The sequence below is a fragment of the Thermomonospora umbrina genome, from assembly GCF_003386555.1.
GTDB lineage: Bacteria > Actinomycetota > Actinomycetes > Streptosporangiales > Streptosporangiaceae > Thermomonospora > Thermomonospora umbrina.
In genome coordinates this window covers 3,684,867-3,697,532 of sequence record NZ_QTTT01000001.1, presented here as the reverse complement: position 1 = coordinate 3,697,532, position 12,666 = coordinate 3,684,867, and the positions used below count along the sequence as shown (strand labels likewise).

Here is a 12,666-nt window from a genome sequence, read left to right as displayed (position 1 = left end):
CCATGATGGATCGTTCCCGCTCAGCGGGCGTGCCGGTAGACGGTGACGACGGCGGCGCCGCCCAGGCCGATGTTGTGCTGGAGTGCCCCGGTGACACCGTCGACCTGGCGGGCGTCGGCGGTGCCGCGGAGCTGCCAGGTGAGTTCGGCGCACTGGGCGAGGCCGGTCGCGCCGAGGGGGTGGCCCTTGGAGATGAGGCCGCCCGAGGGGTTGACGACCCAGCGGCCCCCGTAGGTGTTGTCGCCGTTGTCGACGAGCGTGCCGCCCTCGCCCTCGGCGGCCAGGCCGAGGGCCTCATAGGTGAGGAGCTCGTTGGTGGAGAAGCAGTCGTGCAGCTCCACCACCTGGATGTCCTCGGCGCCCACGCCCGCCTCCTCGTAGGCGTTGCGGGCGGCCAGCGCCGACATCTTCGCCCCGACGAGGGTGATGGCGGACTTGTCCTCGAACGTGGCCGCGGTGTCGGTGACCATGGACTGGCCCGCGATCTCGACCGCCCGGGACCAGAGGTCGTGCTCGTCGACGAAGCGCTCGGAGGCGATGACGGCCGCGCCGGAGCCGTCCGAGGTCGGGGAGCACTGGAGCTTGGTGAGGGGGGCGTAGACCTCGCGGGCGGCCTTGATCTCGTCCAGGGTGTAGACGTCGCGGAACTGCGCGTAGGGGTTGTTCACGGAGTGCCGGTGGTTCTTCTCGCCGATCTTCGCGAACTGTTCGGGGGTCGTGCCGTACTTCGTCATGTGCTCGCGGCCGGCCGCGCCGAACATGTAGGGGGCGATCGGCTCGCCCTTCCACTCGTAGAGGTCGAAGAGCTCCTTGAGGTGGTTCAGCAGGGGCTGCTCGCGGTCCTCGAACGTGGTGCCGAGGGAGCCGCGCTGCATCTTCTCGAAGCCGAGGGCGAGGACGCAGTCGGCGAGGCCGCCCTTGACCAACTGGCGGGCCATGTACAGGGCGGTCGAACCCGTGGAGCAGTTGTTGTTGACGTTCAGCACCGGGATGCCCGTCAGACCCAGCTCGTAGACGGCGCGCTGCCCGGAGGTCGACTCGCCGTAGACATAGCCGACCACGGCCTGCTCGATCGCCGTGTAGGGGACGGCCGCGTCGGCCAGCGCCTTGCTCCCGGCCTCGCGAGCCATGTCGGGGTAGTCCCACTCCCGCGAGCCCGGCTTCTCGAACTTGGTCATGCCGACGCCGATCACATAGGTCCTCATGGTCTTGACGCTAGGACCCCAAGTAAGAAACAGTCAAGACTGCATGTTTCCTGGGAGGGCAGATGGGCTTCAACGAGGACGCGCTGGGCGTCTGGAGCGAGCCGTTCGCGTTCACCGTCGAACGGGCGCGCACGATCGAGTACGCGCTGGCCACGAACGACGCGAACCCCCGCCATGTGGAGGGTGGGCTCGCGCCGCCGGTCTTCGCGATCGTCCCCGTCTTCGAGGGCATGCTCACGCCGGTCCTGGACGTCGTGCCGCACGACGTCATCCCGTTCGTGGTCCACGGCGAGCAGGACATGGTCTTTCACCGGCCGATCGTGCCGGGCATGACGCTGGTGTCGCGGGCGAAGGCCACCGGGTTCGCGGCCAAGTCGTCCGGGGCCACCCTCAGCGTGAAGATCGAGACCCGGACCTCGGACGGCGAACTCGTGAACGAGCAGTGGATGGTCTCGTTCTTCCGCGGGGTCGACGCGGGCGGCACCGTGGGCGAGATGGCCCCGGCGCACTCCCTCGACGCCCAGGGCGAGCCGATCGCCGAGGTCGTCGCGCATGTCGACGACGACCAGACGTTCCGCTACGCCAAGGCGTCGGGCGACCCGATGCCCATCCACACCGACCCCGAGTTCGCCAAGGCCGCCGGACTGCCCGGCATCATCGCCCACGGCCTGTGCACCATGGCGTTCACCTCGCAGGCGGTCGTCGACGCGGCGGCCGGCGGCGACCCGACGCGACTGCGGCGGCTCGCCGTCCGCTTCTCCAAGCCGGTCCTCCCCGGCCAGGACGTCACCACGAGCGTGTACGACCTCGGCGGCGGGGCGTTCGGCTTCGTCGCGACCACCGCCGACGGCGTCGTCATCAAGGACGGCCGCGCGGAGATCGTCTAGGGCCGGACGAGGGGCAGTACATTCACAGCCATGGTCACCACCCGCCGCACCCAGGGGGAACGCACTGCCGCGACGCGGCGGGTCCTGCTCGACGCCACCGTGGCCTGCCTGGTCGAGCACGGCTATCACGGGACGACCACCACGCGCGTCGTCGAACGGGCCGGGACGTCGCGGGGGGCCCAGGTCCACCACTTCCCCACCAAGAACGACCTCGTGCTGGCCGCCGTGCGGCATCTGGCGGACAAGCAGACCGAGGCGTTCATGACCAGCGGGATCGCGGCACTCCAGGCGTCCGAGGACTGGGTCGGCGAGGCCCTGGACCTCATCTGGGAGGTCCACCAGGGGCCGCTGTTCGACGCCTCCATAGAGCTGTGGGTGGCCGCGCGGACCGACCCGAAGCTGCGGGAGCAGGTCGCGGCCTTCGAACGGCGCGTCAACGAGACCATCGTCGAGCTCTGCCGAACGTTCATCGGCGACCGGGCCGACGACCGCCAGGTCCTCGACGACCTCTCCGTGGTGATGGAGACCGTACGCGGACTACGGCTCCTCGCCTTCGTGCATCCGGCCGAGCAGGGCTCGCTGAACCGTCGGTGGGAACGCTCGAAGACCCGCCTGCGACGCATGCTCACGAACTGGCCTTCGGACGCCCCGCTCCAGCGGCCGGGCGACGCCTCCGCTTAGAGGGGCCGCGTCGTGGGCCAGAGAACGCTGGGATCTCGCCGGTCCCCACACGATGCGAGCGTATGGCGAAGAGGTGGGCAGATCGATCAGGAATCGAGAAGCGCAGGTCACGGGGCCGCACGTAGCGTGATCGGCATGGATATCACCATTCACACCTGCTTCCTTCCGCACGACGACCCGGACGCGTCCGTGGCCTTCTACCGCGACGTGCTCGGCTTCGAGGTCCGCAACGACGTGGGGCAGGGCAAGATGCGCTGGATCACGGTCGGTCCGGTCGGCAAGCCCGACACGTCCATCCTCTTGGCGCCGCCGGCCGTCGACCCCGGCCTCACCGAAGACGAGCGCCGCACCATCACCGAGATGATGGCCAAGGGGACCTACGGCTGGATCCTGCTGGCCAGCCCTGATCTGGACGACGTCTTCGCAAAGGTCTCGTCGAGGGACGCCGAGGTCGTTCAGGAGCCGACCGAGCAGCCGTACGGCATCCGCGACTGCGCGTTCCGCGACCCGGCGGGCAACCTGATCCGCATTCAAGAGCTTCGCTGAGGGGACCCGCCCGCGGACACGTTGGTCGTCGCCACTGAGCGCCCGGGTGTTCGCGGACATCGCTGAAGGACGAGAAGGAGTTCTGATGTGTCACCCCTCGTGGGCGCGCGCGCGTACCGCGGCGCAGCGCCTGAGCGACTTCGCGCGGCTGCGCCGCGTTCGCGACCGGATCGACCGGGAGTACGCGCAGCCGCTGAACGTCGAGGCGCTCGCCCGGGGCGCGGACATGGCCGCCGGGCACCTCAGCCGTCAGTTCCGGGCGGCCTACGGTGAGTCGCCGTACGCGTACCTGATGACACGTCGCATCGAGCGCGCGACGACGCTGCTGCTGCGGCGTGGCGACCTCAGCGTCACCGAGGTCTGCTTCGCGGTCGGCTGCTCATCGCCGAGCGCCTTCAGCACGCGCTTCACCGAGTTGGTCGGCATGCCGCCCGGCGCCTACCGCCGCCGAGTGGCGGGGGCCACGCGCACCCCGATGAATCCACACGGTGACTGGAGGAGGCATGACCGGCGCGCCGCCGCGAGGGCGTGAGGAGAGGCTGCGCGACACCCGTGCAAGGCTGGAAGGCGACGTCGATCTCTGGGTGGCGACGTCGGGCTCCCCGGACGGCGCCCACCTCGTCCCGCTCTCGTACCTCTGGGACGGGACCGCGCTCCTCATCTCGACACCCCGCTCCTCCGTCACCGCCCGCAACCTGCTGACGGACGGCCGGGTACGACTCGGTCTCGGACCGACCCGCGACGTCGTCATGGTCGGCGGCACCGCCGAGCCCGTGGACCTCGCCGCCCTCGCTCCCGAGACGGGCGACGCGTTCGCGACCAAGACCGGCTTCGACCCGCGCGAACTCGACGAGCCCTACCAGTACTTCCTGATCCGCCCGCAACGCATCCAGGCTTGGCGCGAGGCGAACGAGCTGCCCGGACGCGACCTCATGCGGGACGGCCACTGGCTCACCTGACCGCCGCACGAGGTGACCGCGCACGTACGGTTCAGCCCGGGGCCTTGCGGCTGAGGTGCTCCCGGGCTCGGTACTCGGTGGTGCGGTCGGCGTTCGGCCGCGAGTCGGCACCGACGATCCTGCCACCCGAAAGGGGACGGAGGCGGCTCAGGCGACCGCCGTTCTGTCGCTCATGAGGAGGTCCTCAAGGCGGGCCTGGATCTGCGCGTACGCGGGGTGGTTGACGATGGAGGACCGGTCTCGGGGGCGCGGGATCGGGACGTCGATGACGGCGCGCACCGAGGGATGCGGCGGGTTGGACATGACCACCACCCGGTCGGCCAGCAGGATCGCCTCGTCGAGGCCGTGGGTGACCATCAGCACGGTCTCGGTGTCGGACTCGCTCTCCCACAGGTGGATGAGCTGCTCCTGGAGCCTCGCCCGGGTGAGGGCGTCCAGCGCGCCGAACGGCTCGTCGAGCAGCAGGGTGCGGGGGCTGACGGCGAAGGCACGGGCCACGGCGGCGCGCTGGGCCATGCCGCCGGAGACCTGGCCGGGCTTCTTGTCCTTGTGCGGCCAGAGCCCGACGGCGGTCAGGTAGCGCTCGACGTGCTCGTCCACGACCTCCCTCGACCAGTCCCGGCGTGCGGAGCGGACCGCCTCCCGGACGTTGGACACCAGGGAGAGGCGGGGCAGCAGCGAGTAGCTCTGGAAGACCATCGCCCGCTCCGGGCCCGGCCCGGTGACCGCGACACCGTTCACCAGCACGGTGCCGCGGTCGGCCTTGAGCAGCCCGCCGACCACGTTGAGCAGGGTCGACTTGCCGCAGCCGGAGTGCCCGATGAAGGTGACGAACTCGCCCTCGGCGATGTCCAGGTCGACCCCGCGCAGCACCGACTGGGACGTGAAGCTCTTGTGGAGGTCGCGGATCTCGATCGCGCTCATGCCTGGATCTCCTGGATCGCCGCGCGGCCGGCCAGCCGCATGAGAAGGGTGTCGAGGACCAGACCGACGACGCCGATCACGCCGATGGCGGCGACGACGTTCGGGAGGTTGCCGGTGTTGTAGGACTCCCAGACGAACGCCCCGACCCCCGAGCCGCCCGACAGCATCTCCACGGCCACGATGACCATCCAGGCGATGCCCATCGACAGCCGCAGACCGGTGACGGCGGACGGGAACGCGTTCGGGAGCAGCACGTGCCGGACGTACGCCACCCGCCCGAACCGGAACACCCGGGCCACGTTGCGCTGGTCGCGGGGGATGTCGGCGGCCCCGGCGGCGGTGTTGATGAGCGTGGGCCACAGCGCGGTGATGAAGATGACGATCACGGCGGCGTCCGGGGCGCTCTTGAGGATCGCCAGCCAGATCGGGAACCAGGCCAGCGGCGACACCGGCCGCAGCAGTTGGACGATCGGGTTGACCGCCTGCCAGGCCGCCCGGCTGGTGCCCAGCAGCAGGCCCAGCGGGATGCCGACCAGCGCCGCCAGCCCGAAGCCGGTGAACACCCGGCCCAGCGAGATGACCAGGTGGCGGCCGATGCCCTTGTCGTTGGGCCCGGCGTCGTAGAACGGGTCGGACAGCAGGGTCTTGGCGGCCTCGAGGCTTTCGGCGGGTGTCGGCACGTCCGGGGACGTACCGGCCGCCAGCGACCAGGCGGCCACGAAGACCGCGCCACCGAGCAGGCCCCAACCGGTGGCGCGGCCGGTGCGGGCCGCCCAGGCCGTGACGGCGCGCCCTCGGCCGCGTCCGGCGGGGGCGGACACGCCGGCGGGGGCGATCTCGGAGGACGGCGGGCCCGGGGATGCCTCCGTTCCGGCGGTCATGCGCGCTTCACCTCCAGCTCCGGCCTCTTCGGGTCGAACTCGGCCTTGTCGAGCTTGACCTCGAAGGGCTTCATGTCGTCGTCCGGAACGGCGACACCCTCCTTGGCCGCGACCTGCTTGTAGAGGTCGCTCAGGATGATCGCGTCGGTGATCCTCTTGTAGTCCGGCGCGGACTCGAGCAGCCCGAACCGCTGGTACTGGGCCATGAACCAGATCCCGTACGAGGCGCGCGGCAGGTTGGTCCCGCCGTCGCGGTGGAAGACCATCTGGTCGCCGGTGTAGGCCCGGTCGGGCAGGCCGCCGCCCATCGTGTACTTGCCGAGCAGCCGCGACTCGATGTCCTTGGCCGGGGCGTTCACGTAGTTGGGCTTGCCGATGGTCTCGGCGGCCTTGGGCCGGTTGCCGAGGTCGTCCAGCCACTTGGACGCCTTGAGCACCGCGCCCATCACGTCGGCCAGCACGTCCTGCTTCGCCGCGAACGCCGCGTTGACCACCAGGGCCTTCTCCGGGTGGTGCGTCCAGAGGTCCTGGGTGGTGAGGTGGGTGAAGCCGATCCCCTGCTGCACCGCGACCGCGCCCCAGGGCTCGCCGACGCAGTAGCCGTCCATGGTGCCGACCTTCATGTTGGCGACCATCTGCGGCGGCGGAATCGTGATGATCTTCGCCTTGGAGAGGTCCGCCCCGGTCGCCTTCAGCCAATAGCGCAGCCAGACGTCGTGGGTGCCGCCGGGGAAGGTCATCGCCAGCGTGGTCGGCCCCTGTTCCAGCAGCGCCTTCGCGGCGGCCAGATCGGCACGGCCGGCACGGCCGGCGTCGCCGGCACGGGCGAACTCCTTCTTGAGGGTGATCGCCTGACCGTTGTTGTTGAGGATCATGGCGATCTTGAGGTCGGTCGACCCGTTCCCGCCGATCTTCGTCGCCACCGAGAACGGCATGCCGAACAGACAGTGCGCGCCGTCGATCTGGCCGTTGAGCAGATTGTCGCGGGTCGCCGCCCAGTTCGCCTGTTTGATGAGCTGAACGTCCAGCCCGCGTTCGGCGAAATAGCCGAGCTCCTTCGCCATCACCAGGGAGGCGCAGTCGGTCAGGGCGATGAAGCCGAGCTTGACCTTCCGTCCGCCGCCCGACCCGCCGGAGTCGGAGCCGCAGGCCGTCAGCGCCCCGCCGATGGAGGCCGCCGCGGCGGCACCGCCCGCCATGCGCAGAAAGGACCTGCGGCCGAAATCGTTGTTCATGCCGGAAAGGTAGGGACGGGCGGCGACGCGGTCATTGCGCACGCGTCAACAGCGGATCACGGGGGCTGCACCTGCCGTGCGGCGCGCTGTGCGAACGACCGATCGGCGCCAACCACGCCTCGACGGGGACGATCGGGCGGATCCGTCCCCCGCCGAGGCGCCGATTCGGCGACCCCGGCATGCCGACCGGGACGCCGCCGCCCGCGACCCTTCCTACCGGTCGACTTCTCGGCCTCGCAGGGCGGTTGCGCGGCTCCGGGCCGAGGCCGCCGCGGCCCGGTCGCCCAGGGCGTCCGCCGCCTCGGCGTGCTTGAGCCAGTTGAACGGGCTGGTCGGGCGGAGGTTGAGGCGTTCGCTGACCAGGACGCGGGCCAGGTCGGTGCGGGCCGATCTGAGCGCCGACTCCACGAGGGTGCGCTGGACGACGTCGCGTTGCGCGTGGCTGCCGCCGAACTCGTGGACGCGATGCCTGATCGGGTACAGCAGGTCGACGACCGCGTCGTGCTCCCCGCGCACGAACGCCACGAGGGCCCGGCACACGGGCAGGCCGATCCGGGCGGTCATGGCGTGGTTGGTGACGCCGGGGCGGTCCGCGGCCACGTAGGTCTCCCGGTCGGCGATCAGGCGGTCGGCCTCGGCGAGGCGACCGGAGCCCGCGAACGACATGACGGCGTGCATGTCGTTGAACGCGTAGAACGCCTCGTCCGTCTTGGGCGCCCAGGCGTCGGCCAGGGCCCGCCAGCGTTCCGTCTGGTCGTCGCCGTCCAGCAGCAGACGCCAGAGGAGGGCCGCCGCGTCGAGCATCTCCAGCGCGGTGTCGGTGCTGTCCGGGCCGTGCAGCACGGTGTCGTAGATGTCGAGGGCGCGGGCGGTGTCCCCGGCCTCCAGCGCGTACAGGGCGTAGTGCCACCAGGTGTGGACGTTGAAGAACGTGCCGGTCGACCAGTCGTCCAGCCGGTCGTCGAGGTAGCGGATGCCGCGCCGGAAGCGTCCCTGCATCTCGTAGGTGTGCACGACCGCGTGAATGCCCCACACGTCCTTGGGGTCGAGTTCGACCGCGCGGGCCCCGACGTCCTCGGACCGGTCGTAGTGGCCCGCCTCTTCCAGGCCGAACGCGTACATCCCCAGGACGTTGCCGAAGTGCCGGTCGTCCTCGTTCCAGGCCGACAGCGCGCCGCCGATGCGGTCGCGGAGGGAACGGGCGTCTCCGGTGAAGAAGTCGATCTGGTGGCCCACGATCAGGGCGAGGGCGTCGCGCGGGTGCTCCTCGGTGATGCGCGCCAGCCGGTCTCCGCAGGTGGTGAAGTCGCCGTTCAGCAGGTGCTCGACCGCCTCCACGTGGGCCCGTACGCGGGGTGGCAGGCGGGAGGGGTCGAGGCTCGCGCGGAACGGCGTGAAGGACTCGCGCGCCGCACGGGCGTCGCCGGGCTCGGTGGTGAGGAGGCCCAGGTACGCCGACAGGACGTGGCCGAGCGCGAAGCCCGGGTCCTCGGCGAGGGCGAGGCGGGTCTCGTCCACGACCTCGGCACGAAAGTGCAGGAGTTCGTGGATCGCGTTGTCGTAGTGCCGGACGGCCGCGGGGCTCGCGGGTCCGAGCGCCTGGCCGTGTTCGTCGATCGCCATCGGGGCCCCTCCCTCTGGTGAAAACCCGGGCTCCATCATCGCGCTCGCACTCGGCTTTCTCTTGGGAACGGCCGTCCACGGTCCGAGGCCCCCGAATCCCCCGCTCCCGGCGGGAGGGGGGCGGTATATGAGCAATCGCCACTCATATCGCCGTTGTGGGACGATGGTGGGGTGAGCCTGGAGGATCTCGTTCGGCTGCGCCGGGCCCGTGACCTGATGGACCGCAGATACGCGGAGCCGCTGGACGTCGCCGCGCTGGCACAGGTCGCCCTCATGTCTCCGGGCCACTTCTCCCGCAGCTTCCGCGCCGCCTTCGGCGAGACCCCGTACAGCTACCTGATGACGCGTCGGATCGAGCGGGCCAAGGCGCTGCTGCGGCGGGGCGACCTGACGGTGACGGAGGTCTGCTTCGAGGTCGGCTGTACCTCGCTGGGGTCGTTCAGCTCGCGGTTCACCGAGCTGGTCGGCGAGAGCCCGAGCGCGTACCGGGCCCGCGACCATCGCGCGGACGCCGCCGTACCGGCCTGCGTCGCCAAGATCCACACACGACCGGTCAGGACCGGAGAGGCGAAGGGGACTCCGCCGCCCCTCGCATGAGTCGCGTGAGCCCAACGGAAGGGGCCGTGGTCTCCGGCACGGCGTGGAGGTCACCGGAGACCACGGCGCTGGGGGGCGGTCAGGTGACCGGGTTCTCGACCAGGTAGACGGTGGGGGACGGGGTCCCGCAGGTCGCCGTGGTCTGGGTGGATCCGTTGAAGGTGAAGGTCGCGGCGGCCTCGCCGAGGGACACCGCCACCGACCCGGCGCCCGCGGCGGGCTTGAACGGACCGGCGGTGAGCAGGCCGTTCGCCGGCAGGGAGACGACGATCTTCTGGTCGCGCACCAGCGGGGTCTCGGGGATGTCGATTCCGCCCGCCGCCACGTTCTGGACGTTGGGGACGCCGCCCTCGACGTTGAGGTTCAGGGTGGTGACCTTGCCGGCGGCGGTCCGGTAGCCCTTGTCGAGGAGCCGGTTGACGGTCGCCGCGGGGATGGTGAGGGCTCCCGACGCGCGCTCGAACGAGAACGAGCCGTTGCGCTTGACGGTCAGCGGGATGTGATCGGCCCCCACGGCCACGCCGACCTCGTGGCGCTCACCGTCGAGCGTGCAGGAGTACGGGGCGTGGATGATTCCCGCCAGGGCGTTGGTGGCCGGCTCGGGGAAGTTGAGCGGAGCGCCCTGGATCTTGATGGGGGGCTGACCTGCGGGACCGCCGATGCCCAGCTTGAGCAGGGCGTTGCCCTGGGAGGCGGTGCAGTCGGCCTTGATGTTCAGGGCGAAGCCCAGGGTGGACTTGAGGGCGACCTCGGCGATGGCGCGGTCGAACTTGAGGGTGGTGGCGCCGGCGCCGGGGGCTTTGAACGGGCCGACCTCGAACGGGGGCTGCCCGGACAGCGGGAGGCCGACCTTGAGGGGCTTGGCCGCCTCGATCGGGATGTCCTTGATCTCGAAGGGCTTCTCCTTGGCGATGTTGATGGACTCGGGGGTGGAGCCGGACGCGCCGATGCTCAGGTCGGTGATCTTGGCGTCGGCCTTGGTGATGCCCAGGATCGGGGCCAACGCGGTCAGCCACGCCGGGAAGGTGATGCTGCCGGACCCCTGGGTCAGCCAGAACTCCTGGCCGGGCCCGAGTTGGACCGGGGCGACGCCCTGGACGTCGACGTCGGTGGGCAGATAGAACACCGGGAATCCGCGCAGGGTGATCTTGCAGCCGATGGGGAGCTTGAACCGGCCGGTGTCCACACCGATCTCGGGGACGTCCTCGGGGGGCAGCGCGCCCGCCGAGGGCGCGCCCGACACGGTCACGGCCAGCGTGGTGACCGCCGCGGCCACCACCATCCCGACCCTGCGGGATCCGACCCGCAGCGATCCCGACGCCGTTCTGGAATGACGTTTCCGCCACATGACGAGGTTCACCTCACAGAAAGGAGATGGGCGACTTCCCGCTCACTGTGACGGTCGCGAGAGGCACCGAGATACCACGTCGGCGCACATGTCCGGGCCCTTCTTTGGCATCTGACCTCACACTGTCCAGATCAGTGTAGATAACACTGTGTGGAACAGTGCACGTGCACCGGCCCTGACGCTTCGTCAAAATGGAACGGTCGATATGGCGGGCCCGTTCGACGGCCGAGCGGGCCGGCGTCGTTCGGCGGAGCCGGACGTTGATCCGTAAACTATGGGGACGCCGCGCGTGGCTCACCCGCGGCGTCCGGAGCGCGGACCTTCGCCGCCGACGTAGGGAGTGGCATGGGAGCCGTGACACGCAGCACCGTCGTCGATGAGATCGCCGACAAGATCGCCTTCCAGATCGCCTCGGGTCGGTTGGAGGCCGGGGAGAGCCTGCCGTCGATCCGGCGGATGGCCGAGGAGTACGAGATCAACCCCTCCACCGTCCAACTGGCGCTGGAGCGGCTGCGCATGGCCGGGTTCGTGGAGCCCCGCCGTGGGGTCGGCATCGTGGTCCGCGACATCGAGATGTACGGCGGGGTCGAGATCTGGCACTACCTGCTGCGGTTCTCCAGCCGCCTCCCCGACCTGACCGTCCGGACCGTCCAGGAGATCCTGGAGACGCTGCGGATGTTCTACGAGTCCTCATGGGCGAAGATCGCGGCGGACCCGTCGGCGTACGACCCGCGTCCGGTGCGGCGGGCGCTGCAGCGGCTGGAGCTGCTGGCGGCCACCGAGGACGCGGCCCCCGCCGAGGTCTACAAGTGCGTGCTGCACGTCCTGCGCACCAGCAGCGCCGCGCTCGGCCGCACGGTCATGCTGTCCGTCCTCAACTCGCTCGGCGGCGTCATGGGCGAGGTCCCCGAGGTCGTCGACGCCCTGTACTGCAGGCCGGCCGAGCACGCGTGGTGGTGGGGGCAGGTCGTCACCGCGTGGGAGACGGCCGACACCGAACTGGCCGCCTCGACCCTGGCGCTGCTGGACGACTGGCACGCCGAGGCCCTGGGCCGGTTGCGGGTCCTGCTGAACGCCGCCGTCTCCTGACGGGACGGCCCCTACTCGAAGAGTGAGGGGTCCCCGGCACCCCTGCGGACGATCTCGGCCTCGCCCTGGGAGAAGTCGATGACCGTCGTCGGCACGGCACCGCACTCGCCCGAGTCGACCACGGCGTCCACCACGTGGTCGAGCCTCTCCTTGATCTCCCACCCCTGCGTCATCGCCTCCTCGTCGCCCGGCAGCAGCAGGGTGCTCGACAGGAGGGGCTCGCCCAGCTCGGTCAACAGCGCCTGGGCGACGACATGGTCCGGGATCCGGGCGCCGACCGTCTTCTTCTTCGGGTGCAGCAGTCGACGGGGCACCTCCTTCGTCGCCGGCAGGATGAACGTGTAGCCGCCGGGGGTCGCCGCCTTGATCGAGCGGAACAGCGCGTTGCCGATCTGGACGAACCGGCCGAGCTGCGCGAAGTCCTTGCACACCAGGGTGAAGTGGTGGCCGTCCTCCAGTTGGCGGATCTCCCTGATCCGGTCGATGCCCTCCTTGTTGCCGAGCCGGCACCCGAGCGCGAAGCACGAGTCCGTCGGATACACGATCAGCCCGTCCGAGCGCAGGAGGTCCACCGTCTGACGCAACGCCCGGGGCTGCGGGTTGTCCGGATGCACATCGAAGTACTTCGCCATGAACCGCAGCTTAGAAGCAGTTCGCCGCACGACGGACCGGCGCGGGCCGTCATCGGCGC

The 12,666-nt window shown here is 70.4% G+C and carries 14 protein-coding genes; 7 read left to right on the top strand and 7 right to left on the bottom strand.

Features of this window, described 5'->3' with window-relative positions; genetic code table 11:
- Positions 1–20: 20 nt before the first annotated feature.
- Positions 21–1,205 carry a lipid-transfer protein gene (locus DFJ69_RS16440; protein WP_116023388.1) on the bottom strand — a complete coding sequence of 395 codons (1,185 nt, stop codon included), beginning with the start codon at positions 1,203–1,205 and terminating at the stop codon, positions 21–23.
- Between the two features lie 62 nt (positions 1,206–1,267).
- Here DFJ69_RS16440 and DFJ69_RS16435 point away from each other — a divergent pair, with 62 nt between their 5' ends.
- The 5 genes from DFJ69_RS16435 to DFJ69_RS16415 all read left to right on the top strand — a co-directional run bounded on the left by DFJ69_RS16435 (position 1,268) and on the right by DFJ69_RS16415 (position 4,278).
- Positions 1,268–2,092 carry a MaoC/PaaZ C-terminal domain-containing protein gene (locus DFJ69_RS16435; RefSeq protein ID WP_116023386.1) on the top strand — a complete coding sequence of 275 codons (825 nt, stop codon included), beginning with the start codon at positions 1,268–1,270 and terminating at the stop codon, positions 2,090–2,092.
- A gap of 30 nt (positions 2,093–2,122) precedes the next feature.
- A complete protein-coding gene (locus DFJ69_RS16430) occupies positions 2,123–2,773 on the top strand; it encodes a TetR/AcrR family transcriptional regulator (protein ID WP_116023384.1) in 651 nt (216 codons plus the stop codon).
- A gap of 135 nt (positions 2,774–2,908) precedes the next feature.
- Entirely contained in the window at positions 2,909–3,319 is a 411-nt protein-coding gene (locus DFJ69_RS16425) for a VOC family protein (protein ID WP_116026681.1), read from the top strand.
- 85 nt (positions 3,320–3,404) lie between these two features.
- Positions 3,405–3,851 carry a helix-turn-helix transcriptional regulator gene (locus DFJ69_RS16420; RefSeq protein WP_116023382.1) on the top strand — a complete coding sequence of 149 codons (447 nt, stop codon included), beginning with the start codon at positions 3,405–3,407 and terminating at the stop codon, positions 3,849–3,851.
- Positions 3,823–4,278, top strand: a complete 456-nt coding sequence (locus DFJ69_RS16415; RefSeq protein WP_116023380.1) for a pyridoxamine 5'-phosphate oxidase family protein — start codon at positions 3,823–3,825, stop codon at positions 4,276–4,278. The genes DFJ69_RS16420 and DFJ69_RS16415 overlap by 29 nt, the downstream gene beginning before the upstream one ends.
- Before the next feature lie 147 nt (positions 4,279–4,425).
- Here the strand turns inward: DFJ69_RS16415 and DFJ69_RS16410 are convergent, their stop codons facing one another.
- The 4 genes from DFJ69_RS16410 to DFJ69_RS16395 form a co-directional block, all read right to left on the bottom strand.
- Positions 4,426–5,202 (bottom strand): ABC transporter ATP-binding protein, encoded by a 777-nt coding sequence (locus tag DFJ69_RS16410; protein ID WP_116023378.1) that lies wholly within the window; start codon positions 5,200–5,202, stop codon positions 4,426–4,428.
- Positions 5,199–6,083, bottom strand: coding sequence for a nitrate ABC transporter permease (gene ntrB / locus DFJ69_RS16405; protein WP_116023376.1), 885 nt, complete (start codon positions 6,081–6,083; stop codon positions 5,199–5,201). Before ntrB ends, DFJ69_RS16410 begins: the two co-directional genes overlap by 4 nt.
- A complete protein-coding gene (locus DFJ69_RS16400) occupies positions 6,080–7,318 on the bottom strand; it encodes a CmpA/NrtA family ABC transporter substrate-binding protein (RefSeq protein ID WP_116026680.1) in 1,239 nt (412 codons plus the stop codon). The genes ntrB and DFJ69_RS16400 overlap by 4 nt, the downstream gene beginning before the upstream one ends.
- Positions 7,319–7,531: 213 nt before the next feature.
- Positions 7,532–8,941 (bottom strand): tetratricopeptide repeat protein, encoded by a 1,410-nt coding sequence (locus DFJ69_RS16395; RefSeq protein WP_116023374.1) that lies wholly within the window; start codon positions 8,939–8,941, stop codon positions 7,532–7,534.
- A 216-nt stretch (positions 8,942–9,157) separates the two neighbouring features.
- On the opposite strand from DFJ69_RS16395, the gene DFJ69_RS16390 reads away from it, so the two are divergent.
- Entirely contained in the window at positions 9,158–9,538 is a 381-nt protein-coding gene (locus tag DFJ69_RS16390; RefSeq protein ID WP_170177936.1) for a helix-turn-helix transcriptional regulator, read from the top strand.
- 79 nt (positions 9,539–9,617) lie between these two features.
- On the opposite strand, the gene DFJ69_RS16385 is transcribed toward DFJ69_RS16390, so the two are convergent.
- On the bottom strand, positions 9,618–10,820 hold the full coding sequence (locus DFJ69_RS16385; RefSeq protein WP_116023370.1) for a DUF6801 domain-containing protein: 1,203 nt from the start codon (positions 10,818–10,820) through the stop codon (positions 9,618–9,620).
- A 411-nt stretch (positions 10,821–11,231) separates the two neighbouring features.
- Here DFJ69_RS16385 and DFJ69_RS16380 point away from each other — a divergent pair, with 411 nt between their 5' ends.
- A complete protein-coding gene (locus tag DFJ69_RS16380; RefSeq protein WP_116023368.1) occupies positions 11,232–11,975 on the top strand; it encodes a GntR family transcriptional regulator in 744 nt (247 codons plus the stop codon).
- Positions 11,976–11,986: 11 nt separating this feature from the next.
- On the opposite strand, the gene DFJ69_RS16375 is transcribed toward DFJ69_RS16380, so the two are convergent.
- Positions 11,987–12,607, bottom strand: coding sequence for an L-threonylcarbamoyladenylate synthase (locus tag DFJ69_RS16375; RefSeq protein WP_116023367.1), 621 nt, complete (start codon positions 12,605–12,607; stop codon positions 11,987–11,989).
- Positions 12,608–12,666: the final 59 nt, after the last annotated feature.

Bases quoted from the DNA above. Each gene is read 5' to 3' on its own strand.
- DFJ69_RS16440 (WP_116023388.1), bottom strand. From the start codon at position 1,205: ATGAGGACCTATGTGATCGGCGTCGGCATGACCAAGTTCGAGAAGCCG.
- DFJ69_RS16435 (WP_116023386.1), top strand. From the start codon at position 1,268: ATGGGCTTCAACGAGGACGCGCTGGGCGTCTGGAGCGAGCCGTTCGCG.
- DFJ69_RS16430 (WP_116023384.1), top strand. From the start codon at position 2,123: ATGGTCACCACCCGCCGCACCCAGGGGGAACGCACTGCCGCGACGCGG.
- DFJ69_RS16425 (WP_116026681.1), top strand. From the start codon at position 2,909: ATGGATATCACCATTCACACCTGCTTCCTTCCGCACGACGACCCGGAC.
- DFJ69_RS16420 (WP_116023382.1), top strand. From the start codon at position 3,405: ATGTGTCACCCCTCGTGGGCGCGCGCGCGTACCGCGGCGCAGCGCCTG.
- DFJ69_RS16415 (WP_116023380.1), top strand. From the start codon at position 3,823: ATGACCGGCGCGCCGCCGCGAGGGCGTGAGGAGAGGCTGCGCGACACC.
- DFJ69_RS16410 (WP_116023378.1), bottom strand. From the start codon at position 5,202: ATGAGCGCGATCGAGATCCGCGACCTCCACAAGAGCTTCACGTCCCAG.
- ntrB (WP_116023376.1), bottom strand. From the start codon at position 6,083: ATGACCGCCGGAACGGAGGCATCCCCGGGCCCGCCGTCCTCCGAGATC.
- DFJ69_RS16400 (WP_116026680.1), bottom strand. From the start codon at position 7,318: ATGAACAACGATTTCGGCCGCAGGTCCTTTCTGCGCATGGCGGGCGGT.
- DFJ69_RS16395 (WP_116023374.1), bottom strand. From the start codon at position 8,941: ATGGCGATCGACGAACACGGCCAGGCGCTCGGACCCGCGAGCCCCGCG.
- DFJ69_RS16390 (WP_170177936.1), top strand. From the start codon at position 9,158: ATGGACCGCAGATACGCGGAGCCGCTGGACGTCGCCGCGCTGGCACAG.
- DFJ69_RS16385 (WP_116023370.1), bottom strand. From the start codon at position 10,820: ATGGTGGTGGCCGCGGCGGTCACCACGCTGGCCGTGACCGTGTCGGGC.
- DFJ69_RS16380 (WP_116023368.1), top strand. From the start codon at position 11,232: ATGGGAGCCGTGACACGCAGCACCGTCGTCGATGAGATCGCCGACAAG.
- DFJ69_RS16375 (WP_116023367.1), bottom strand. From the start codon at position 12,607: ATGGCGAAGTACTTCGATGTGCATCCGGACAACCCGCAGCCCCGGGCG.